Genomic DNA, 24,117 nt, shown 5'->3' on the forward strand with positions numbered 1-24,117 from the left:
GCGTAATAAACAGTAGCTTTAAATCGCTTTTCGGCTACACTGTCGCACCTTTTTTAAACAGCTGATGTGGATGAACACACTTTTTGGTCCTGATGTCTATTTAGATGATATAGAACGTCAAGGATACACCGTAATTCATAACGCGCTTATTGCCGATTTAGTTAACGATTTAGTTGCAGATTGCCATCGTATAAACCCCCACTTTAGCCTTGCCGGTATTGGTCGATTAAATAACTTACAAATAGATAAAACTATTCGTACTGATAAAACCTATTGGTTTGACGGCAGCTCGCAAGCACAGCTTACTTATCAAGCAATAATGCAAAGTATAAAAACCACGTTAAATCGTAGCTTTTTTATGGGGCTATTTGATTACGAATGTCATTATGCAAAATATACACAGGGGGACTTTTACAAAAAGCACTTAGATGCATTTAAAGGTCGATCTAATCGTGTATTTACAACGGTGCTTTATTTAAATACGCCAGAGCAAGGTGGCGAACTTGTTATTTATAAACCTAAAAGTAAAGAAGTAGAAATAACCATTAAACCAACGGCTGGCACATTGGTTATGTTTGAAAGCGAACGTTTTGCTCATGAAGTGCTTCCTGCAGTTGACGAACGCTATTCTATTGCTGGATGGTTTAGAAAAAACGCCTCTATTAGCGGTATTATTGATCCGCCCCGATAGCTCTAAATAACTCATTTTAACAGCCTTAACTAAGGCTTTAAAATGCTATTGGGTATGAAAGTAATAACCCTATAAAGATAGCCAAACCCACATAATGGTTATTTAAAAACGCTTTAAAGCAGGCATCTCTTTCACGTTTATGAATAAGCGTTTGTTGATATGCCAATAAACCAGCTGCTACACCCAAACCAACGCCAAACGCGACACTTAAATGATTACTTATACCAATAAACGCAACCAGCGCTATAAATACAGCATTAAGTAAAAAGATTATGTGGCGGTCGAATTTACCAAATAAAATAGCGGTTGATTTTACCCCTATTTTTAAATCGTCATCTCTATCAACCATCGCATACATAGTGTCATAAGCGACTGTCCAGCAAATGTTGGCTATAAATAATAACCATGCCTGCTGCGGTAATGCATTTATTGAAGCCATATACGCCATTGGAATAGCCCAACCAAATGCAGCCCCTAAAACAACTTGTGGTAATTGTGTATAGCGTTTCATAAAAGGGTAGCAAAAGGCTAAAGCCAAAGCCCCAAAAGAAAGCAAAATAGTATTAACGCTAAGCATTAATACTAAAATAAACGCAATAACTATGAGCAGTAAAAATAGGCTAAGTGCTTCACCACTACTAACCCGCCCTGAAGCTAGCGGCCGCTGAGCAGTGCGTTTTACAGAGCCGTCTATTTTTCTATCTGCAAAATCATTAATTACGCATCCTGCACTTCGCATAACAACAACGCCCAGCGTAAATATAATAAAGTTGAGTAAGCTCGGCATCCCACTATTAGCAAGCCATAAGGCCCAGTATGTTGGCCAAAGTAATAACAAGGTACCAATGGGCTTATCTATACGCATTAGCTGTATATAGTAAGAAATATGTTTTGGCTTTAAAACGGCTAATTTCATGAGTATAAATATGCTCCTGGTAAAAACACTTCACACACTAAAAATTTATATTCTCGTAGCGAAAACACACTTCGACGACCGAGTAAGTTTTGTTTAGATAAATTTAATTGAGACACCAACTGCTGCAATGAATGCTCGCTGTTAAAACATGCTATTTCTATATCAGTACGCACTAATTGAGAGTCTTGAAAAATAACATCACCAAGAGGTCGATTTCCCATGTTAAGCAGAGGATTATGCGATTTATTTTGTCGTTTATTGTCGGGTAGCCAACTTTGTGCGTAGACCATTGGCTTATCATCACATAACAAAATCACTTCTCTATTTAGTGCCGATACTGCTGTGCAACTAAGTAATTTTTGTTGCTCAACCGATAAATCAAACGTTTGCTCACTAAGTACTTTTACAGAGAAGTTTTGCGATCGACTTTTTAATTTAGCCGTTAATGAATGAGGCTCAAATAGCCAATCACGCTCAGTCGCTGTTAAGCCGCTTACTTGTGAAGTATGTTGCCAGTTGGCAGACAAAGAAATAGGGAAAGTAGTCACAATTGCTCAATTAAATAAAAACCGGAGCAATAATAACATTGCCAATGCATTTGAAAAAGTGATGATTTACTGCCATAAATAACTAAGATAAATAACTGCTTGGCGCTGTTTATTACACACCATTGGGTATAAACTATTTACAACAGGTTTTTAGAAACGCTTTAAATATGAAAAAAATAGTATACGCAGGTCTTTTTACATTCTTTGTAAGCGTTATAAGCTTTACAGCTCGAGCTGAATCCACAGTGGGTTATTTTGGTTTTGAGCCAGATATAATTACTAACTATATTGGTCCATCAAGTAAAAAAATGGGCTATGTGCGCGTAACTATAGATTTAATGCTTAATGACACTTCAGATATTGCAATAGTAGAGCACCACACCCCTTTACTGCGCGATGCCTTAGTAGAAATATTTTCAAAAGAGTCTGAAGAGAAAATAAAATCACTTACTGGTCGAGAAGAAATACGTGCAAAGTGCGCCGTAAAACTAAAAAGCCTGTTAAAAGAAGAAACAGGACAAGAGATCATCCGTGAAGTCTTGTTCACTAAATATTTATATCATTAGTATTTAACGGTTAACGATTTGCGTTAAATATTTTGGCGGTATAGGCAAAAGCCATACCGCTAACTAATCCACCTAAGTGCGCCCAATTAGCCATGCCAACAAATAATACATCTGCAAAACCTAGCACCAGCCAAATCAACATAAAACCAACAATAGCCGTACTAACTAGCGCAGGTTTATTAGGGTTTAAAAAACTATGAATCCAACAAAAACCTAGTAACCCATACACCACACCGCTTAGGCCGCCAAAATTCGGGCCAACCATTAAATATTGTGCCCAATTACTAATAAGTGCAGTCACTAAAAACAAGCCTATTAAGCTTAGTTTTCCGCATTGTTTTTCGATATTGTCACCAAGCGACATCCACCAAATTAAATTAAACACTATATGCATCGCGCTAAAATGTACGAGGGCGGGCGTTAACCAACTTAAAGGCTGCGTAGGTTTAAACTGCATCATGGTGTAAATGGTCTCAAAACCACCTAGTAAAAAAGCAAAATAAATTATAACGCTTACAATACTTACAGTTTGATTTAACCAGCTGAGCGCTTTAAATCGCGCCATAAGATTAAGTGATTGCCCTTGATATTTAAGCGGCGACTGTGTGCTGCCTACATCCCAAGATGCTTGCTGGTATTTTTCATGATTAGGATTTTGTGTAAACTCAACCCATAAAGGCTGAACTTGATGAAAGTCCTCCTCAGCCACACTAATGACGACATTACTACCATCTGCTGAGTGTACCTTTGCATCTAGGCCTTGGCTTTTTAAATAGTCTATAAAGCCCTGTGCTGCGCGCGGGTTATTTAAACTACCAAGCTCTATCATCGCTCTACTTTCTCGCTGTAAGCCGCTTCCCAAGCAGTAAAGCCCCCATCCATGCTGTAAACATCTTCAAAACCTTGCTCAACTAAATAACTAGCAGCGCCTTGAGAGCTCATACCGTGATAACACACAATAATAATTGGTTGATCGAATTCTTTTTCCATCATAAATTGTGCAATATTACCGTTAGAAAGTGCTTCTGAGCCTGGAATACGACCAGCTTGATACGAATTTGGATCGCGAATATCTGCAATTACAACGTCTTCTTTATCTAGAAGTTCTAACGTTTGCGCTATAGAAATGTGTTTAAATGCCATTGAAGTCTCTTTAATTAATAGTATAAAAAAGGCGGCTAAAGCCGCCCTTCTTGTAATTTAGTTAGGAACTAATCCCAGTTTAAAATTACTTTACCTGACTGACCTGAAATCATCATATCAAAGCCAGCTTGGAAGTCATCCACAGAATACTGATGTGTAATGATTGGGTTCAAATCAAGACCAGATTGAATCAAGCTTGCCATTTTGTACCACGTTTCGAACATTTCGCGACCGTAAATACCTTTAATCACTAAACCTTTAAAAATAACTTGGTTCCAATCAACCGCCATATCAGATGGTGGAATACCTAGCATGGCAATTTTACCGCCGTGGTTCATGTTATTAAGCATTGAATTAAAAGCGCTTGGCACACCTGACATCTCAAGACCAATATCAAAGCCCTCTGTCATACCTAAGTCTTTTATTACATCTTCAAGCTTTTCGCTTGCCACGTTTACCGCGCGAGATGCCCCCATTTTACGTGCTAAATCTAAGCGGTATTCATTCACGTCGGTAATAACGACGTGACGAGCTCCAACATGTTTTGCTACAGCTGCTGCCATAATACCAATTGGGCCTGCACCAGTAATAAGCACATCTTCGCCAACTAAGTCGAACGATAATGCGGTATGAACTGCATTGCCAAACGGGTCAAAAATAGAAGCCAGTTCGTCAGAAATGTTATCTGGAATTTTAAATGCATTAAATGCAGGAATAACTAAATACTCTGCAAATGCACCTTCACGGTTTACACCTACGCCTGTTGTATTTCGGCATAAATGTACACGCCCAGCACGACAGTTACGACAATGCCCACACGTAATATGACCTTCACCCGATACGCGGTCGCCTACTTTAAAGCCACGAACTTCCTGGCCCATATCAACGACTTCACCAACATATTCGTGACCAACAACCATTGGAGTAGGAATAGTTTTGCTTGCCCATTCATCCCATTTGTAAATATGTACGTCGGTACCACAAATAGCTGTTTTACGAATTTTAATCAGTAAGTCGTTATGACCGACTTCTGGCTTTGGCGCATCTGTCATCCAAATGCCCGGTTCTGCTTTTAATTTAGATAATGCTTTCATAATTCACACTCAACTAAAAAACCGAAGCAAGGCTTCGGCTTAAAATAAAATTAAATAACGCCCATTTCTTTACCAATGCGGGTAAATGCATCAATAGCAATATCAAGTTGCTCAATGCTATGCGCCGCTGAAATTTGTGTACGAATACGCGCTTGCCCTTTTGGTACTACAGGGAATGAAAAACCAGTTACGTAAATACCTTCAACAAGTAACTTATCAGCCATTAACGAGGCTACTTTTGCATCTCCCAGCATTACTGGGATGATTGCATGATCTTTACCTGCACACGTAAAACCAACAGCTTCCATTTGCTCACGGAAATATTTAGCATTTGACCAAAGTTTGGCGCGAAGCTCGCCGCCATTTTCTAGCATTTCAAGTACTTTAATTGATGCAGTAACAATTGAAGGTGCTAATGAGTTTGAGAATAAGTATGGGCGTGAGCGCTGACGTAACCATTCAACAATTTCTTTTTTACCTGATGTATAACCACCTGATGCACCACCTAGCGCTTTACCTAATGTACCGGTGATAATATCTACACGGTCTAATACATTACAGTACTCTGGTGTACCTTTACCGTTTTCGCCAACAAAGCCAACTGCGTGAGAGTCATCAACCATTACAAGTGCATCGTATTTATCAGCTAGGTCGCACACAGCTTCTAAATTACAAATAACGCCGTCCATAGAAAACACGCCATCGGTAGCAATTAGTTTAGTTTTAGCGCCAGCTTCATCTGCTGCAATAAGTTGCTTTTCAAGATCAGCCATGTCGTTATTTGCATAACGAAAACGCTTAGCTTTACACAAACGTACACCATCAATAATTGATGCATGGTTTAACGAATCAGAAATAATAGCGTCTTCTGCGCCTAAAATAGTTTCAAACAAGCCTGTGTTTGCATCAAAACATGAAGAATATAAAATCGTATCTTCTGTTTCTAAAAACTCACTGATTTTTTTCTCTAGTGTTTTATGAATATCTTGCGTACCACAAATAAAACGAACAGACGCAACACCAAAACCATGATTATTTAAACCGTTTTGCGCAGCTTCAATTAGCTCTGGGCTATTAGCTAAACCTAAGTAGTTATTAGCACAAAAGTTGATTACTTTACCTGACGCAACTTCGATTTGAGCTTGCTGCTGAGATTTAATAATACGTTCGCTTTTATACAAACCTTCGGTTTTTACGTCTTCAATTTGCTGTTGTAACTGGCTAAAAAAAGCAGATGCTCTCATCTAAGTTCTCCATATATTTGAACGGGTAAACAATCACATTTAAACGACTGTTTATTATGAGGGGTATTGTAAAAGTTTAATGGGAAAAATGCACGGTTTGCAGTTCGTCGTAAACACCCTAGACTGGAAGTAATTCCTGCCAGTTTACAGGCTAATCTGTTTAGTTTATTTATGTCTTTAAAAGTGCAGGTAAACTGTTTATAGAATCGATAATTAAATCAGCCTCTTGCTTAGCACTTTCATCAAAGCTTTGACCCGAACGCACTAAAACGCGGGTCGTAATGCCCGCTTTTTTCGCAGCCTGCATATCACTGAGTTTATCGCCCACCATAATACTGCAAGCAGGGTCGATGTTATGCTCTTGTATGCCTTGCAATAACATACCTGGCGCAGGCTTTCTGCAACTGCACTTTTTCAAATATTCAGGGTGCGCTTTTTTAGGGTGATGAGGGCAAAAGTACACATCGGCAACTTCAATACTGTTCGCACTAAATTGGGTTTTCATCCAATCAGTTAGTGCTAAAAAATCAGCTTCGGTGTAATAACCTCGCCCTATTCCAGATTGATTAGTGACGATTATGATTTTATAGCCCGCATCATAAAATGCTTTACAGGCGTTAAAAACACCGTCAATAAATTCAAATTTATCGCTTTGATATACATAACCATGATCAACATTTACTACGCCATCACGGTCTAAAAAAAGTGCTTTATTTTTTTGTTGTGCATTCATTACAAAGACTCTTTTTGTACAACATGATCAAACATCGCTTTTACATCATCAACCGTAATCTGGCTCATTAAATCATCGCCTTTTACGCGCGTACCCCACGGTACTTGCTTAGTCGTTTTACCGGTTTGTTTAAGCAAATTTTGGTGATAAACCTCAACCACGTAATCTTGATATAAGTAAGGACCGGTTCGTGCTGGGTTTGAATGTGCGTACAAACCAATAACCGGCGTACCGACCGTTACCGCCATATGAGCAGGGCCAGTATCGGGCGCGAGCACTAAACTGCCACGCTTTAGCACGCACAACAATTCTTTGAGTTTTGTTTTACCCACTAAATTTAAAATAGGTGCGTTGCTATGTTTAATAATGCTATTTGCTAGGTTAATTTCAAGCTCTGTTGGACCGCCCGTCAATACCACTCTAAAGCCTTGCTCACTAGCATAATCAGCCAATGCGGCATAACGATCAGCGAGCCAATTGCGCTGTGCTTTACTTGCTGCTGGCGATATTACTAACAGTTTATTAGTTAGGTACTCTGGTGTTAGTAACTCATCTGCAACCGCTTGGTCTTGCTCTGTATATGGCATGTTCCAACTCGGTTTATAATCAGCAACACCAATGGCTTTTGCAAAACCTTTAAAGCCTTCAAGCACATGCGCTTGGGCTTGTGGCTCTATTCGTTTATTAATAAATAAGCTGTGTAATTCTTTTGACCGCGCCCAATCAAACCCTATTTTAACTTTTGCCGGAATACAACGCGCTACAAACCCAGCCCTTAATGCAACTTGCATATTAAGCAGTACATCAAATTTTTGACCTTTAAAGCGTTGTTTTAAGCTTTTAAGTGCAGCTTTGCCTTGCTTTTTATCAAATACCACCAGCTCAACGCCCGGTAAGTCAGCAAGTAACATGGCTTCTACTTTGCCAATAATCCAGGTGATTTTTGCATTAGGATGTGCTTTTTGAATAGCTTGTACTGCACTCACACCATGACATACGTCACCAATGGCTGAGAGTCTTAATATACAAATAGATGAATAATTAGGAGCTTGAGTCACACATTCCCTTAGGTATTAAATACAAAAGCCGATCTTAAATTATAATCACGCTATTGCAAGCACTTATCCTGCGCTTTAAAACGCGCTAATATAGGCCCATTATTTAGCAATTACACAGAGCTATGTTTAAACAACACGTGCAAGGCAATCACACTGTATTAAGCCACCCTAAATACACAAGCCAAATTACTCTTGATTGGTTTGATGCCAATTTTTGGCAAAAACAAAATAAAATTGTGGGTGCTAAAAAAGGCAGAGCAACAGCATGGTTTTTTAAACAAGACAAATTAACAGCCGTGCTGAGGCATTATTGGCGTGGAGGTTTAGTTGGTAAATTACTAAGCGATCAATATTTATACCCAGGGCTTGAACAAACCCGCGTGTATAAAGAGTTTAGCTTAATGAGTAAACTTATAGAGCTTGGTTTAAACGTGCCAATCCCTATTGCAGCTAAAGTAACCCGCAGCGGATTAATTTATCGTGGTGATATTATTACCGAGGCTGTTACAGGCGCTAAAAGCGTACTCGATATATTAATTAAGCGCTCATTGACTCAAGATGAGTTAGAGCGCATTGCGAAAACAATCGCGCTATTTCATGCAAAAGGTGTGTACCACGCCGATTTAAACATTAATAACATTTTGTTTGATGATACTGGTGATGTGTATATTATCGACTTTGATAGAGGTGAAATAAGAGCGCCTAACCCACAATGGCAACAAAGTAATATGGCACGTCTTGAGCGCTCGTTTTTAAAAGAACAGGGTCGAAATAATGTATTTAATTGGCAAGCGACTGACTGGCAAACTCTGCATAGCAACTACCTCAAAGCACTCGCTAATATAAGTTAACCTAATATAAGTTAACTTAGTTAGCCAATGCTAAATACTGCAGAGCAACCTGCTCTGCCTGTACTTGTTTTAGAATATCTGCGTTTTCTACATTTGGTTTGTCAGCTAATACCTGCTTAACTGCATTGGCTAATGCCTCACTTTGTCCAGCAGGTACTAAATATTTACTTAGCTCGCCTGTTAATATCTCGCTTGGGCCAAATGTGCAATTAGTGCTAACTACCGGAGTACCCACCGCTAAAGCTTCAATTAATACCGTTGGAAGTCCTTCAAAATCAGAACTCAACACTAAAGCTTTGGCCTGCTTAATCCAGTTATAAGGGTTTTGTTGAAACCCTGGCACTACTAGCTGTTTTTCTATGCCGTACTCCTGTGCAAGCTTTTGCGGGTTTATTACATAAAAGGACTAACTTGTATTTTTATCAAGCTTTGCAAATGCTGCAAATAATATATCGTGGCGTTTTTGTTTGGCCAGCCTTCCTACATGAATTAAGTAAGGCTCATTTGGGATGTCGTTATTTTTCTCATTTGCTTGTTGCTTTATTTTTCCAAAATCGAACGGATTATAAATAGTCCTAATTGCACTTGGGTCAATTAAATTCCCTTGTGTTATTTCTTTTTCAACCCCCTTTGATGCGCAAATAAGTGATTTACCATTTAAGTTTTGCTTACTTTTTTTAAGGTATAAATATGAAAATGGACCTAACTTTTTTTGACGAGCAAGTTCTGCATTAACAGAATTATGAATAACAAAATGAACATTTTTGATATTACTACGCGCGAGCAAGTTATTACTTCTATCAAGATTAGAAAGCACTAAATCAATATTGCCAATCTCGCTCTGTTTTTTTAAACCAAGTTTGTAGTGTTAAAATGCTATTTTTACGTTGCCAAAACCTATCGACTTTAGATGCTCTATTAGTAAATAAACTATCAACATTAACTATATCAGGAATATTATATTCAACACTGCTAGCAAGAGATAAAATAGTGATATTGTGATGTAGTTTCGCCATTTTTTTCAGCCAAAGTAAGCATTACTTTCTCAGCTCTTCCCCCACTAATGAATCTATTACAATAACAATATTTATTAACCTTCTCCTGCAAGCATACTTTTTATGCCATTAATGATTACATCATAACTATTTGAATTATCAAACCGGTTGTAGTTATCAATAAGCTCACTATAAAAAGGTTCGGTAATAACTTGGGCTATTTTTGTAGTGATTTCATCTATATCAAGATTTGTTTTAATTACAACACCCGTATTAACACAGTGATCCAAACGTGTATTTTGATCTTTAGAAATTGCACATGCAACAATAGGTGTTTTAACGGCGATTGCTTGTAGTAGGGTATCGCCGCCACTTAGTAATGCGATTTTAGCTTGGCTCATTAATGCCAAAAAATCAGTACTTTGCAAGCTTGTTAAACAAATTAGCTCATCACTTTTGGGAATGATTTTATTATAATTTGGACCAAAAACAACAACGCCTTTTAAGCCTGTGAGTTTAGTTATTTTAAGTGCAGCTTCAAAATATACATCAGCGCAGTTTAGGTTATTTACACTATGGCCGCCTGAGCCAGCATTTACAATAAAATAGCCTTCAGGTACTAAGTTATAGCGATTTAAAACATCACGTTTTTGCGCGCAAGAGGCAAATGTAACAAAAGGACCTACATTGCGAGGATGTGCCAAAGAAAACATGTCTAGCTTAGTAGTTTCTGTCCATGTAAGTGGTTCAATACAGTAATCGGGTTGAACCACCCAATGTGCATCAATTAAATTTACCCTATTAAGCTTTAAGCCTTTGGCACGTTTTTTAGCATGCTGAGATATAAATACTACCTTGGCCCCAACTTTTTTAGCTGCTTTCATGTGGCCCGCGCGCCCTGCACAATCGAAAACAACGACATCAGGTTTAAATTGCGCTATAAAATCGCAAACAGAATCTAGCTCTTTAGTTGCTGAGTGTTCGAGCAGTGTAGCTTTAAAAGGACAAGTTTTAGCATAAGGAGTATGCTTATTTAATATAAAATGAATATCGAGAGAATCAGCAACTTCTGCCTGTAAACTTTGAGCTAACAACAACGAGCGCATATACTCACCAATGCCTTCTGGCGATGATACTGGAATAAATAAAAGTCGTTTGTTGCTCATTGCATTCTCAATTTCCTATTTGAGCAGTAGTATATCAATCAGATACTTCATGCGATAGACAGGTTACATTTTTATGCATTAAATTAACGCCAAAAAATTGATTATTTACTGCATTCCACCGCTTTGATTGATAAACTTAGCCACAATATAAATCACAAGGATCTGAACTTTGCGAAACAGAATTTTTCTTCTCTCTACTCTTTTTTGCGCAGTAAGCGCATCAGTAAATGCTGAACCCTGGGTAAAGCCTGATGATTACGGTCTAAGAGCTGATATTCAACAATTAGCTGATGCGGGTGTTATTTTAGCACCTGTAACCACATACCCGCTTATGTGGAAGAGTTTTATAAGTGATGTTGAAAGCATGCCGCTGGAGCAATTATCTCCAAGCTTGCAAGATGCTTTATTACGCGTTAAACATCGATATAAATCAGAGAACAGTAGTTCGCATAGCGTTCAATTATCAGCATTTTCAGCGACAGACCCGATTGTAGCAACGAGCTTTGGCGCCACCGAGACTCAAGAAACCGAACTTTCTGCAGCTTATTCCTACTTAGGTGATAATTTTGCAGCTAAAGTGGCTGTAAATTATAGAAAAGACGGTAAAAAATGTTTAGTCGATGGAAAAACGATAGATGACATTGAAACCAATGCACAAGCACTAACTGATTGTAATGATACCTCATTTGACGATAGTTACTTAGCGTATCGTTTAGGTAATTGGATTTTTAGAGCCGGTGCAGTTGAGCAGTTTTGGGGCCCAGGTGTTGATAACAGCTTAATTATGTCAGGTAACGCAAAACCACTCCCAGCATTGAGTGTTACTAGAGAGAAAAGTACCGCTTTTGAAACACCGTGGTTAAGTTGGATTGGTCAATGGAGCTTTACAGCACAAATGGCTAAACTTGAGTCTACGCGAGTTATTCCTGATGCGTTATTGTGGAGCACTCGTGTTAATTTTCGCCCTATTCAACAGTTAGAAATTGCACTTAGCTGGTCTGCACAATGGGCCGGTGACGGTCAGCCTAGTTCAGCCGGTGATTTTATTGATTTAGTTACGGGTGGCGGAGAGTGTGTAGGTAATGCTGAGCAATGTCAAAAAGAAGGAGAAACTCGCTTAGGTAATCAACTTGCGGGTATAGATATACGTTGGTCAGATACTTTATTTAATCAACCATATGCAGTCTATGCCAGCACCATAGGCGAGGATACTAGTGGCGGTATAAAACCAGTTGACAGAGCCTATTTGTATGGTGTGCAAACTACACAACGAATATACGATCAAAGCGTATTAATAAATGTAGAGTACATAGATACAGGTGTTTCATGTTCAGCAGAGTCTACAAATGAAAATTGCTACTATGAGCACTCAGATTACAAATCGGGTTATCGTTACCACGGCCGTACTATTGGCTCTACTTACGATAACGATGCGCAATCAGTTGTTTTAACTTTATTAGGCCAGCTGTCGAATGGTAATGATTGGCAGGTAAAACTGCGCAGTGTTGATTATAATAGTGACAATCGCGATCGTTATCCTAACAATCCTGACTTAGGAAATACAATTACTAAAACAGGGTTTAACTCTAAGCAGTTAGAACTTCGTTACAGAATGCTCTCTATGGGAGGGCGCGTCACTTTAGGTGCTTTTGCATCTAACAACGACGGTGCTGAAAACGATACTTCTGCATTTGCTAAGTACGAATATAACTTTTAATAAAGTAACGTATTAAAATACAAAAAGGGATGAAAACAGTGTTTTCATCCCTTTTTGTTTTTTTAAGCAAACTAAATCAGTAATTACTGTTTAATTTTACTAATTACTTTTGATGTTGAGCATCCATCTAAAAATTCAAGCACTTCAACTTTTCCACCATGGCGAAGTACATGCTCAGCACCTGCTATTTGCTCTACGGTATAGTCGCCACCCTTAACTAAAATATCAGGGCTTATTTGCTCAATTAATTTAGCGGGAGTATCGTTTTCATCTAGACTGCCAAACGGAATGACCCAATCAACTGATGAAAGTGCGCTAAGTACCATTGCACGCTCATCTAGTGGGTTAATAGGACGATCTGCCCCTTTCAAGCGCGTAATAGATTCATCGTTATTTAATCCAACAACGAGTCTATCGCCTCGGGCTTTAGCTTGTGCTAAATAACGCACATGCCCAGCATGTAAAATATCAAAGCAGCCATTAGTAAATACAATGGTTTCGCCGTTTTGTTTTGCAAATTCAATGTGCTGAAGTACATTATCAAATGGTGTTTGGTAATGCTCGCCAGTAGTATGTAAATACTGACCAAGTTTACGACTTAACTCTTCTGGCGAAACTGTAGCTGCACCAAATTTACTCACCGCAATACCTGCCGCTAAATTAGCAATTTCGACAGCGTCTTTAGGCTCCATGCCCGCACCAAGCATAACCGCGAGTGTAGCTATAACCGTATCACCGGCTCCAGTTACATCGCTTACTTCAAGCTCTTGTGCTGCAAAATCAAACTTTTCATCTGCATTAATCAGCGACATACCTTGCTCAGAACGCGTAAGCAACATGGCTTTAATGCCATTTTTGCTAATTAAATCACGTGCACTTGCTGCTAAAGCTTCTTCTGAATCGGTTTGACCACCCGCTAACTTAAACTCATGTAAATTAGGCGTAATGTAATCAGCACCTTCATATAAATGTAAATCTGGCGATTTAGGGTCGATTAAAACCGTTTTTCCGGCGCTCTTAGCTAGGCTTACCATTTCTTTAATTAAGCTTAAAGATCCCTTGCTGTAATCAGAGAATACAATAAAGTCGTATTCATCTAGCACAAGCTCTAAGCGGTTTAATAGTAATTGACTATGTTGCTCAGTAAACGTTTCTTCTAAATCAAGACGAACGAGTTGTTGATGGCGACTAATAACGCGCATTTTAGAAATAGTAGGTAAATCACATACACTGACTAATTGTGAACTTATTTTTTCACCTTTTAGAATAGTCTCTAAAATCTGCCCGCTTTCATCTTCACCAATTAAGCCCAGTAAGCCAACTTTTGCATCTAACCGCGCTATATTTTTTGCAACGTTAGCTGCGCCGCCCGCTTTGTCTTCAAATTTACTTACTTTAACAACAGGTACTGGCGCTTCAGGCGAAATTCGACCTGTATCACCATACCAATAACGGTCTAGCATTACGTCGCCAACAACTAATATTCGTGCCGCTGATAAGTTTTTTAATAACGATAAATCCATTACTGCTGCTCCGCAACAACCATATCCATGGCTTCACATAACCAGTGACCTATAAACATGTGAGCTTCTTGAATACGTGCTGTTTCGTCATTTTTTATAATGATAGGTAACTTAGCAATATCTTTTACTTTACCGCCATCACGTCCAGTTAATGCCACTGTAAAAGCGCCTAGTTTATTTGCAGCTTCTAATGCTAAATTAATATTATTACTAGTACCTGATGTGGTTAAACCAATCACTAAATCTTCTGGCTTACATAGCGCTTGAACTTGGCGTTCAAACACCGTATCAAAGTGATAATCGTTGCTGTGTGCTGTTAAAATTGATGTATCTGTAGTCAATGCCATAGAGGCAAGCGGACCACGTTCTAATTTGTAACGCACTACAAATTCTGCTGCTAAATGCTGCGCATCGGCTGCACTACCGCCGTTACCAAACCAAACAATCTTGCCACCAGCTTGTAATGCACTGTGGCATGCTTCTAACAGTTGCATAGATTCTTGATGATAAGCTTCCATCGTTTCAAATAATGCTTGATGACGGTTTAATGTTTCAACGTAGCTAGTTGCCACTGAATCGATAATTGACATGAAAAATTCCTCTAGGAACTGAAATAGCAGGGAAAAATTAAATCCATTATTCCATAATTTTATTTAATTGTGTGCATTTTATCGGATTATAACTGAACCCTGACCATATTTTATTGCGAGTATGTTTAGAAAACGGCTATTTCACGGTAAACTAACGCCACTTCCCTTAAAGAAAGATCAGTATGGCACGCATTTTTTACTCTCTAGCATTAATTTTTATTAGCCCACTGATTGTATTTTATCTCTATATTTTACGAGGTAAAAAAAACCAAGGCTATCGTACACACTTTAAAGAGCGCTTTGGGTTTGTCAGTAAGTCTTTATTTACGGTTAAAACCAAACCTTTAGTTTTTCATTGTGCTTCTGTTGGTGAGGTACTAGCCGCAACGCCACTTATTAAAGCTCTTCAAAAAGCGCATCCAAATTTAAATATACTTATAACCTGTAATACTCCAACAGGCAGAGAGCAAATACTTAACCAGTTTAAAAATACTGTGGCGTGTAGCTACTTACCAATCGATTTTCCGTTTGCGACAGCCCGATTTTTAAAGCGTATAAAGCCACAAGCATTATGTATTTTAGAAACAGAGCTATGGCCAAATTTAATGGCGATAAGTCACAAAAAAAATATACCGGTACTTGTTATCAATGCAAGACTCTCTGAAAAGTCGCAGCAAGGCTATCAAAAGGTCGCTAAATTAACACATATTATTATGCGCTCAATTACAGTACTTGCGAGTCATAACAAGGCAGATGCGGAGCGTTTTATAGAGCTTGGTCTCGAAACTTCAAAAAGCCATGTAACAGGCTCTATAAAATTTGATATAACACCAAGTGACGAGCAATTAGCTGAAGTACTCAACCTTAAACAGCTTTACAGTATTAATAAAAATAGTAGTAATGAACACATCAATGACGAACGCTTTGTATGGGCAGCAGGCTCAACACATCCTGTAGAACATGAATTAGTATTGGCAGCTCACCAACAGTTACTAAAAAAGCAACCTAATGCATTACTTATAATTGCCCCGCGCCATCCAGAGCAATTTGATAAAGTAGCTGAGCTTTTAACACAAAGCCCACTTAGTTTTAGCCGTCGTAGCCAAAATAACTACAACAATGAACAAGTACTCCTTGCTGATACGCTTGGTGAATTACAGTGTTTATATGGCGCTGCAAATGTTAGCTTTATTGGTGGCAGCTTAATTCGCAGAGGTGGGCATAACCCACTGGAATCAGCAGCGTTTTCGGTAGGTGTAATAACAGGTCCACACACATACAATTTTGATCATGTTTATCCCGAGCTAATAAAGCTTAAAGGCGCTGTAGTGGTTGATAGCAACAACGAACTAGCAAAGCAGCTCATAACGTTTAGCCAAAACACAAAAGCGTGCCAAACCTTAGGTATTAAAGCTGCGCAATGCGTAGCTAAAAACCAAGGTGCAATACAAAAAACACTTACCATTATTAATCAATATTTAGAGCCAAAACCGTGACCAACATAGCTATAAGCCAAACCCGCGAATGGGTGTCATCTGTTATTGTTAAATATAACTTTTGCCCGTTTGCACGCAAAGAAGTAGAAAATAACTGTATTCATTACATCGTAAGTCCAGCAGCAAGTATGGATGATGCTGTAATGGATATGCTTGAGCAATGTGTTGAGCTTGACCGTGAACCAAAGCGCGAAACAACCCTTATCATGTTTGACAACGGCTTTAGTGACTTTGAAGACTTTTTAGACTTGGTCGATTTAGCTAATGCACTTTTAGTCGCGCAAGGCTTTGAAGGGAAGTATCAAATTGCTAATTTTCATCCTGACTACGTATTTGCCGACAGTGATGAAACTGATGCTGCAAACTACACAAATAGAGCGCCTTTTCCTACTCTGCATTTAATTCGCGAAGCAAGCATGAGCGAAGCACTTGATAGTTATAACGAGCCTGAATCTATTCCTGAGCATAATATAAACCTAGCAAGACGTAAGGGGATTGATTTTTGGCAGCAGTTGCTTGAAGGCTGTAAAAAACCGAGCGCTTAAATGCTCGGTTTTATTTTGGTTTGTAAAAAACTTTGTACAAAACTTTTGCAAAACAAGTAATACTTAAGCTTATTTTTTAACCCAGTTGCCATTTACTTCGACGTAATGACCACTTTGGGTTTTTTCAATTGTTTTAGCAGCAGCAAGTGCTTCTACTTGTGAAAGTGACAAGTTATTCTTTTTAGCGAGCTTTAAGTACTGCGCTTTACGCTTTGCATTTATGTCATCAACAACGGCTTTTGCCTCTGCGTTTTGTACAACAAGTCCTAAATAACCAGAGCTATCTTCACCTACTAAACCTTGGTTTTTAGCGTCATCAAGACTAATAGCCCACGCAGAGAACGACATACATACTGCACTAACTAACGTAATAATATTTAATTTTTTCTTCGTATTCATGTTTTAGCTCCTTAAAATAACTCACTGTCGTCACTAAACAAACTGTCGAGTTCTTTATCTACTTTTACGCGAATTTCGTGATCGACCTTCACATTTAAATTAATAGTAATAGGCTCTTTAGCAGACACCTCAACACGGTGTGTACAGGCACTTAGTGCACTAATAGCACCTAGCGCGAGCAGTACTTTTATCAATAACGACTGTCTCATTATTAGTTTCCTTTTTGTGAGTATTGTTGCTCAACTTTTTGTGTAATTTCGTCACTTAAACGCAGTGCGCGTAAAAGTGTAAATACGTTTTCTTCGTGGTTATAATTAAAGTTAACTTGCTGCTGCTCTTGTTTATTATAGCCTTGTAAATTAACCCCAAGCTTTAACCAGCCATCGTTTTTTAATGCCACACTGCTATTAAGTTTTTGAATATCTAAATTAGTTAATAGCCCTAATACAGGTTGCAACTCTTGCTGTTGCTGCATTACTGAATCAAACGCGGCATTATTGGTGATTTTTAAATTACCTGTTCCTTGGCTAAATAAACTACCGTCAATTATTTCAATTTTTCCACTATCAAAATGGACAGGTAAAGACCCCGCCAAGCGTCCCGTTAATACAATGCCCGACTTATCGTCGAGTGTAACGAGTTTACTTGCATCAATATTTTCAAACTTAACATTGGCAACTTGGTTTGGCTTCCCTATTGTGTAGGTATCTAACGAAAATTCGCCACCAAACACACTTCCTTTTACATCATTTATAAGCGCGGTATTACTACTCACTTGCCATTGCCCTTTAATCGCTTTAACTACGGCACCCGCTCTAAACTCATTTAAATTAAAGGTAGTTGGTTTTACATTAAGCTTACCTGAATTATATTCCCCGCTAAATACACTGTTTAAATCACTCGCAAGGTAATCGTTATACAGTGCACTTGTATGACTAATCCCCATATTGAACAGTGCATTTTGTAAGTTTATATCGCCACTAATATAGCCATTAAATTCGCCCTCTGTTAGTTGTGCAAGTGGCTCAAATTGCCTAATAAGCGCATTTAACAGCAGCGTACTTTGTTCAGGAATAATGACTTCAAACGGATGAGCTTGCGACGACATATGATGATTTACAACTAACTCAACATCGTTTATAAATGCGTGATGCGTGGCTTTTAGTGCACGGCTTTGCAAGCCCGTAGACTCTACTTTTATATTATTAAGTTTTATGTCGGGGCTATTAACAGTCTTTATATTTGTTTTTGCTGTTAGATCAGCAAATAACTCACCTACGCCTAAATTAGCATTTGCTGTTAATGTGTTACTTATACCCGAGACTGTAAACTCTTTATATTCTGCGCTTTTTAATTGCTGCGTTAACGCTACCTCTGCGTTTAACTGTTTATCCATTTTTGCAGTTAAATCACCTTGATATTGCACTGCACTTATATCAAACGCATCTACACTATTAAGTGTTAATTTAGCATTTATAAGCCCAATTGGTTTTAAGTCTATAAACTCACTTATATTAAAGTGACCACTAAGGCTAAGCCCATTCGCTGTTGCAGGGACAAACTCAGGCAAACTTTCAAGCATAACGGCGTAATCGCCTACAATTGCAGCGCCAGATAACTGAGCATTAACGTTAATATTATTTATATCGGGTGTATTTATTTGAGCTGATAAATTTGTCTGTAAGTCTTCAAGCGGAGATGTAATATTTAGTGTTGTATCTGTTATTAAAAAATCAAATAGCTTATCGCCCACGCTTACCAAATTAATTACAGGTGCACTGAGCTCACTACCCTCTAAGCGAATTGATTGAGGGAATTTAAGTTGCCAATTTAAAGGAACTTGTTTGCTAACAAAGCCTGCGTATTCACTTGGTGGAATTAACCCAGCACAGCTTGGTGTTAGATTAATTTTGTTATTAAGCAAATCGGTATTAAACATTAGCACTTGGCTATTTAAATTAAAACGCGTCGTCAATTTACCAGTGGTTAATACGTTAACCTGGCACTGCTGATTTGCATGAGAAAACTCATACGTGTAAGCAAACTGGGAGCTAATATCGCCATTTAACTCAACCTCTATACCGTCAAAGCTAAATGCTTGCTGAGTATTAAAGTTAGCATCTGCAATTAATGTATTTTTAGTGTTTATAACCTGCTTTAAAAGTGTGTCATTAATTAAAAACTGACCACTTATTTTATTAGCAGTCAAAATTGCGCTCGCGTTTATATCACCCGTGACATTAAATTGATTTAGTGTGGGTTCTAATATACTTATTTTAAGTGGCTTATTGAGCTCGTCACTTTTTACTACAAGCTGTTTAATGCTGATTAATGGGCGATTTAAGGGAAGCGCTAAATCGAGATTTTTAGCACCTTGATTAGCATTATCACTTTTAGGGAGTGAATTAACTGTTAGCACTGCATTTTCAATATCTACACGCTTTGTATTTGCAGTAATACCAGTAAGTTGTAATTGTTGATTTTGATAATTTAAACACACTCTATCAGCATGAATATTTAGTTCAGACGTAATTGAAAAATCGAGACAACTTAACGTAATGCCTGCTTTTTTAAGCTCAGGCGCTATAACCCACTGTAATAAAGGTAAACGAAATACATAACCAAGCAGCAAGGTACTTAGTAATACAGCTCCAACAATTAAACCAATTCGCTTAAACATACTATCCTTAAATGCTTTGTGCTTTTAGCTAAAACTATACTAATCAAAAAAGGCTGCACAATGCAGCCTTTTTTATTTTACAGTAAGATTATGAATCTAACTTGTATAAACGCAAATGTAATTAACCTACGTTTTTACGTGCGTTACGGAACATACGCATCCACGGGCTATCCTCGACCCACTCATCAGGATGCCAAGAGTTGGCAACGCTTCTGAATACACGTTCTGGATGCGGCATCATTACAGTGGCGCGACCATCAGTTGACGTAATACCTGTAATACCTTCTGGAGAACCATTAGGGTTAGCTGGGTACTGCGTTGTAGGGTTACCGTAGTTATCTACAAACTTAACCGCTACAGTGCCGCTATTAAGCGCCGCTTTAGTGGCTGCATCGTTTGCAAACTCAGCATGACCTTCACCATGAGAAACCGCTATAGGCATACGCGATCCAGCCATTCCGTTAAAGAACACAGACGGATTCTCTTGTATTTCAACTAAACTAAAGCGTGCTTCAAAACGCTCTGATTTATTAGTTACAAAGCGCGGCCAATGTTCAGTACCAGGGATCAACTCTTTTAACGTTGATAACATTTGGCAACCGTTACATACACCTAAGCTAAAGGTATCTTCACGGTGGAAGAAGTTTTGGAACTGATCGCGTGCCATGTCGTTAAACAAAATAGACTTAGCCCAACCTTCACCCGCACCAAGTACGTCACCGTATGAGAAACCACCACAAGCCACTAAACCTTTAAATTGCTCTAGTGTTAAACGACCTTCTAAAATATCGCTCATGTGTACATCAACGGCTGCAAAACCTGCGCGATTAAACGCTGCCGCCATTTCTAAATGAGAGTTAACACCCTGCTCACGTAAAATAGCCATTTGCGGTTTAGCGCCGGTTGCAATGTATGGTGCAGCTATATCTTCGTTTAAATCAAAGTTTAGTTTTACGTTTAAGCCTGGATCTTTTGCATCAAATTTAGCATCAAACTCCTGCTTAGCACACTCAGGGTTATCACGGCGTGCTTGCATTTGATACGTTGTTTCAGCCCAAATAGTACGAAGCTCAGTACGCGTATGATTAAGTACCGTATTTTCGCCACGGTTAAATATAATTGTATCGTCACTGTTAAGCGTGCCAATGTTGTGGCTAATTGCTGCTATACCATGTTGTTCAAACACCGCATTTACTGCATCTAAATCAGCATTTGCAACTTGAATTACCGCACCTAGCTCTTCGTTATAAAGCGCTTCAATGTCAGAGCCTGTTAAACCAGCTAAATCAACCGTTACACCGGTATGACCTGTAAACGCCATTTCAGCAACCGTGGTAAATAAACCACCGTCTGAGCGGTCATGATAAGCAAGTAACTTACTATCAGCCACAAGCGCTTGCATTGCGTTATAAAAGCCTTTTAATAACTCTGGGTTATCAACATCAGGTGTTACATCACCCAATTGCTTATAAACTTGTGCAAGGCTTGATGCGCCCATGCGGTTTTTACCCGCACCTAAATCAACTAATATAAGCGATGTATCGCCTTTATCTGTGCGCAGTTGTGGCGTTACTGTTTTGCGTACGTCGTCAACACGACCAAATGCAGTTATAACCAGTGAAAGCGGCGATGTTACTGATTTCTCTTGTGAGTCACCTTCATCTTTCCATGTCGTTTTCATCGACATAGAATCTTTACCCACTGGAATAGTTAAACCAAGCGCAGGGCAAAGCTCTTCGCCTACGGCTTTAACAGCTTCATATAAACCAGCATCTTCACCTGGGTGACCCGCTGCTGCCATCCAGTTTGCCGATAACTTAATGTTTTCAAGGCTACCGATGTTTGCACAGGCAATATTAGTTAACGACTCAGCTACAGCTAAACGAGCAGATGCACCGTAATTAAGTAATGCTGCAGGAGTACGCTCACCGAGTGACATAGCTTCACCGTGGTAAGTATCATACGTTGCCGCAGTTACTGCACAGTTAGCAACAGGCACTTGCCAAGGACCGACCATTTGATCGCGCGCTACTAAACCCGTAACTGAGCGATCGCCGATTGTTATTAGGAATGTTTTTTCTGCAATGGCAGGTAAACGCATTAAGCGCTGCGCTGCATCTGCTGCATTTATTAATGTAGTATCAAGCGCTTTACCAACAACTTGCTTTGACGTTACATCGCGGTGCATTTTAGGTGCTTTACCTAATAATACGTCCAGCGGTAAATCAACAGGGTTATTTTCAAAGTGGCTGTCTGACACTGTTAAGTGAGGTTCAGCGGTTGCTTCACCAATAACAGCGTACTGGGCACGTTCACGCTTACAAATTGCTTCAAAGCGGTCAAAGTCCTCTACGCCAACAGCGAGTACATAACGCTCTTGTGATTCATTACACCAAATTTCGTGTGGTGCCATGCCTGGCTCATCGTTAGGAATGCTACGTAATTGGAACTTACCACCACGTCCGCCATCATTAACAAGCTCAGGGAACGCATTTGATAAACCGCCAGCACCTACATCGTGGATGAATGCAATTGGGTTTTCGTCACCTAGCTGCCAGCATTTATCGATAACTTCTTGGCAACGACGTTCCATTTCTGGGTTTTCGCGTTGTACTGAAGCAAAATCTAAATCTTCGTTTGATTGACCTGAAGCCATGCTTGATGCAGCACCACCGCCTAAACCAATGTTCATTGCAGGTCCACCTAGCGCAATTAATTTAGCGCCAACAGGAATATCGCCTTTTTGAACATGATCAGAGCGAATATTACCTAAACCACCGGCAAGCATAATTGGTTTATGGTAACCACGTACTTCTTCGCCATTATGGCTTGTTACTTTTTCTTCGTAAGTACGGAAGTAGCCTAATAAGTTAGGACGACCAAACTCATTATTAAATGCAGCGCCACCTAGTGGTCCCTCTGTCATTATATCAAGCGCGTTAACAATACGACTCGGCTTACCAAAATCGCTTTCCCATGGTTGCTCGTAACCTGGAATACGTAAGTTTGATACAGTAAAGCCAACTAAACCTGCTTTTGGCTTAGAGCCACGACCAGTTGCGCCTTCATCGCGAATCTCACCACCAGAGCCTGTAGCCGCACCTGAGAATGGGGCAATAGCTGTTGGGTGGTTATGCGTTTCAACTTTCATTAGTATTTCAATGTCTTCTTGATGATACGCATATTCACCTTGCGCATTTGGGAAGAAGCGACCCGCTTTTGAGCCTTTCATTACTGCCGCGTTATCTTTATACGCCGACAATACATTTTCAGGATTTAACTCAAACGTATTTTTAATCATTTTAAACAGCGATTTTGGCTGCTCTTTTCCATCGATTGTCCAGTCAGCATTAAATATTTTATGGCGACAATGCTCTGAGTTTGCTTGTGCAAACATAAACAATTCGATGTCGTTAGGGTTACGTCCTAACTTTATAAAGTTTTCTACCAAGTAATCTATTTCGTCATCAGCAAGGGCAAAACCTTGCTCAACATTGGCTATTGCTAATGCTTCGCGTCCGCCACCTAAAATATCAACAGACGACATTTGGCGCGGTGCATCACTGCGAAACAGTTGTGCAGCATCTTCAAGCTCACTATGCGTGGCTTCGGTCATACGGTCGTGTAATAACGCAATTACTTGTGCAAGTTGTTCTGCGTTTAAGTCACCTTCAACATAATAAGCAATACCGCGTTCAACACGGTGAACCTGTTTTAAACCACAGTTATGGGCAATATCGGTTGCTTTAGATGCCCAAGGTGAAATGGTACCTGGGCGAGGTGTAACAAGTACAAGTTTGCCAGCTGGGGTATGCTCAGCAATAGTTGGACCGTAAGTTAATAGTTTTTCAAGCTTGGTTTGCTCGGAGCTACTCAACGGCGATGTTAAATCGGCAAAGTGAGCATACTCGGCGTATACGTTAGTGACTGGAAGTTGCGATTGTTGGCAACGCGCTAAAATTTTATTAACTCTGAACTCTGACAGTGCTGGTGCACCACGAAGGATCAACATAGGTAATTTCATCCGGGGTTAGGGATTGAACGATATTTTAGGCACGCATTATAGTCCAATTAGCATTCAGATTTAACTCAAAATTACGCTTTTCATAAAATTAACTTTTTAGCTTTATTTATAGCCTCTTTTGGTTAATAAAATAAAAGG

21 protein-coding genes and 1 pseudogene are annotated in these 24,117 nt (G+C 39.1%); 6 read left to right on the forward strand and 16 right to left on the reverse strand.

Going from position 1 to position 24,117, the window contains the following annotated elements:
• The first annotated feature begins 70 nt into the window (after positions 1-70).
• Positions 71-691, forward strand: coding sequence for a 2OG-Fe(II) oxygenase (locus tag PARC_RS13735; RefSeq protein ID WP_007584723.1), 621 nt, complete (start codon positions 71-73; stop codon positions 689-691).
• A 37-nt stretch (positions 692-728) separates the two neighbouring features.
• On the opposite strand, the gene ubiA is transcribed toward PARC_RS13735, so the two are convergent.
• Together ubiA and PARC_RS13745 are read right to left on the reverse strand one after the other, a co-directional pair.
• Positions 729-1,607 (reverse strand): 4-hydroxybenzoate octaprenyltransferase, encoded by an 879-nt coding sequence (ubiA, locus tag PARC_RS13740; protein ID WP_010554401.1) that lies wholly within the window; start codon positions 1,605-1,607, stop codon positions 729-731.
• Positions 1,604-2,155, reverse strand: a complete 552-nt coding sequence (locus tag PARC_RS13745; RefSeq protein ID WP_010554400.1) for a chorismate--pyruvate lyase family protein — start codon at positions 2,153-2,155, stop codon at positions 1,604-1,606. The genes ubiA and PARC_RS13745 overlap by 4 nt, the downstream gene beginning before the upstream one ends.
• 167 nt (positions 2,156-2,322) lie before the next feature.
• On the opposite strand from PARC_RS13745, the gene PARC_RS13750 reads away from it, so the two are divergent.
• Complete coding sequence (locus PARC_RS13750) at positions 2,323-2,721, forward strand: flagellar basal body-associated protein FliL (protein ID WP_010554399.1); 399 nt, start codon at positions 2,323-2,325, stop codon at positions 2,719-2,721.
• 10 nt (positions 2,722-2,731) lie between these two features.
• Here PARC_RS13750 and glpG read toward each other — a convergent pair whose 3' ends face one another.
• From glpG to PARC_RS13780, 6 genes are all read right to left on the reverse strand, one after another.
• The gene (gene glpG / locus PARC_RS13755; protein ID WP_010554398.1) at positions 2,732-3,550 is read right to left on the reverse strand and encodes a rhomboid family intramembrane serine protease GlpG; all 819 of its coding nucleotides are present in this window, start codon (positions 3,548-3,550) and stop codon (positions 2,732-2,734) included.
• Complete coding sequence (glpE, locus tag PARC_RS13760; RefSeq protein WP_010554397.1) at positions 3,547-3,864, reverse strand: thiosulfate sulfurtransferase GlpE; 318 nt, start codon at positions 3,862-3,864, stop codon at positions 3,547-3,549. The genes glpG and glpE overlap by 4 nt, the downstream gene beginning before the upstream one ends.
• A 68-nt stretch (positions 3,865-3,932) precedes the next feature.
• Positions 3,933-4,958 (reverse strand): L-threonine 3-dehydrogenase, encoded by a 1,026-nt coding sequence (gene tdh, locus PARC_RS13765; protein ID WP_007584716.1) that lies wholly within the window; start codon positions 4,956-4,958, stop codon positions 3,933-3,935.
• Positions 4,959-5,008: 50 nt separating this feature from the next.
• Positions 5,009-6,202, reverse strand: coding sequence for a glycine C-acetyltransferase (locus tag PARC_RS13770; RefSeq protein WP_010554396.1), 1,194 nt, complete (start codon positions 6,200-6,202; stop codon positions 5,009-5,011).
• Positions 6,203-6,371: 169 nt separating this feature from the next.
• Positions 6,372-6,935: a D-glycero-beta-D-manno-heptose 1,7-bisphosphate 7-phosphatase gene (gene gmhB / locus PARC_RS13775; protein ID WP_010554395.1), complete on the reverse strand. Its 564-nt coding sequence runs from the start codon at positions 6,933-6,935 to the stop codon at positions 6,372-6,374.
• Positions 6,935-7,993: a glycosyltransferase family 9 protein gene (locus PARC_RS13780; RefSeq protein WP_010554394.1), complete on the reverse strand. Its 1,059-nt coding sequence runs from the start codon at positions 7,991-7,993 to the stop codon at positions 6,935-6,937. Before PARC_RS13780 ends, gmhB begins: the two co-directional genes overlap by 1 nt.
• 122 nt (positions 7,994-8,115) lie before the next feature.
• On the opposite strand from PARC_RS13780, the gene PARC_RS13785 reads away from it, so the two are divergent.
• On the forward strand, positions 8,116-8,844 hold the full coding sequence (locus tag PARC_RS13785; RefSeq protein WP_010554393.1) for a 3-deoxy-D-manno-octulosonic acid kinase: 729 nt from the start codon (positions 8,116-8,118) through the stop codon (positions 8,842-8,844).
• A 16-nt stretch (positions 8,845-8,860) separates the two neighbouring features.
• Here the strand turns inward: PARC_RS13785 and PARC_RS13790 are convergent.
• Together PARC_RS13790 and PARC_RS13795 are read right to left on the reverse strand one after the other, a co-directional pair.
• Positions 8,861-9,935 (reverse strand): annotated as a pseudogene (locus PARC_RS13790) (glycosyltransferase).
• Positions 9,935-11,005 carry a hypothetical protein gene (locus tag PARC_RS13795; RefSeq protein WP_010554392.1) on the reverse strand — a complete coding sequence of 357 codons (1,071 nt, stop codon included), beginning with the start codon at positions 11,003-11,005 and terminating at the stop codon, positions 9,935-9,937. Before PARC_RS13795 ends, PARC_RS13790 begins: the two are co-directional and overlap by 1 nt.
• 169 nt (positions 11,006-11,174) lie before the next feature.
• On the opposite strand from PARC_RS13795, the gene PARC_RS13800 reads away from it, so the two are divergent.
• Entirely contained in the window at positions 11,175-12,722 is a 1,548-nt protein-coding gene (locus tag PARC_RS13800; protein ID WP_010554391.1) for a capsule assembly Wzi family protein, read from the forward strand.
• Positions 12,723-12,805: 83 nt separating this feature from the next.
• Here the strand turns inward: PARC_RS13800 and hldE are convergent, their stop codons facing one another.
• Both hldE and PARC_RS13810 read right to left on the reverse strand, forming a co-directional pair.
• Positions 12,806-14,245, reverse strand: a complete 1,440-nt coding sequence (gene hldE / locus PARC_RS13805) for a bifunctional D-glycero-beta-D-manno-heptose-7-phosphate kinase/D-glycero-beta-D-manno-heptose 1-phosphate adenylyltransferase HldE (RefSeq protein ID WP_010554390.1) — start codon at positions 14,243-14,245, stop codon at positions 12,806-12,808.
• Entirely contained in the window at positions 14,245-14,835 is a 591-nt protein-coding gene (locus tag PARC_RS13810; RefSeq protein WP_002961065.1) for an SIS domain-containing protein, read from the reverse strand. Before PARC_RS13810 ends, hldE begins: the two co-directional genes overlap by 1 nt.
• A 182-nt stretch (positions 14,836-15,017) precedes the next feature.
• Here PARC_RS13810 and waaA point away from each other — a divergent pair, with 182 nt between their 5' ends.
• Both waaA and PARC_RS13820 read left to right on the forward strand, forming a co-directional pair.
• A complete protein-coding gene (gene waaA / locus PARC_RS13815) occupies positions 15,018-16,331 on the forward strand; it encodes a lipid IV(A) 3-deoxy-D-manno-octulosonic acid transferase (RefSeq protein ID WP_010554389.1) in 1,314 nt (437 codons plus the stop codon).
• Positions 16,328-16,876: a DUF1415 domain-containing protein gene (locus PARC_RS13820; protein ID WP_010554388.1), complete on the forward strand. Its 549-nt coding sequence runs from the start codon at positions 16,328-16,330 to the stop codon at positions 16,874-16,876. Before waaA ends, PARC_RS13820 begins: the two co-directional genes overlap by 4 nt.
• Before the next feature lie 69 nt (positions 16,877-16,945).
• On the opposite strand, the gene PARC_RS13825 is transcribed toward PARC_RS13820, so the two are convergent.
• From PARC_RS13825 to purL, 4 genes are all read right to left on the reverse strand, one after another.
• Positions 16,946-17,275, reverse strand: a complete 330-nt coding sequence (locus PARC_RS13825) for a YdbL family probable chaperone protein (RefSeq protein ID WP_002961068.1) — start codon at positions 17,273-17,275, stop codon at positions 16,946-16,948.
• Between the two features lie 11 nt (positions 17,276-17,286).
• Positions 17,287-17,484: a YnbE family lipoprotein gene (locus PARC_RS13830; RefSeq protein ID WP_007584699.1), complete on the reverse strand. Its 198-nt coding sequence runs from the start codon at positions 17,482-17,484 to the stop codon at positions 17,287-17,289.
• Positions 17,485-17,486: 2 nt separating this feature from the next.
• Entirely contained in the window at positions 17,487-19,955 is a 2,469-nt protein-coding gene (locus PARC_RS13835; RefSeq protein WP_010554387.1) for an intermembrane phospholipid transport YdbH family protein, read from the reverse strand.
• A gap of 121 nt (positions 19,956-20,076) precedes the next feature.
• Positions 20,077-23,967, reverse strand: a complete 3,891-nt coding sequence (purL, locus tag PARC_RS13840; RefSeq protein WP_010554386.1) for a phosphoribosylformylglycinamidine synthase — start codon at positions 23,965-23,967, stop codon at positions 20,077-20,079.
• Between the last annotated feature and the right edge of the window lie 150 nt (positions 23,968-24,117).

This window comes from Pseudoalteromonas arctica A 37-1-2 (assembly GCF_000238395.3).
Classification (GTDB): domain Bacteria; phylum Pseudomonadota; class Gammaproteobacteria; order Enterobacterales; family Alteromonadaceae; genus Pseudoalteromonas; species Pseudoalteromonas arctica.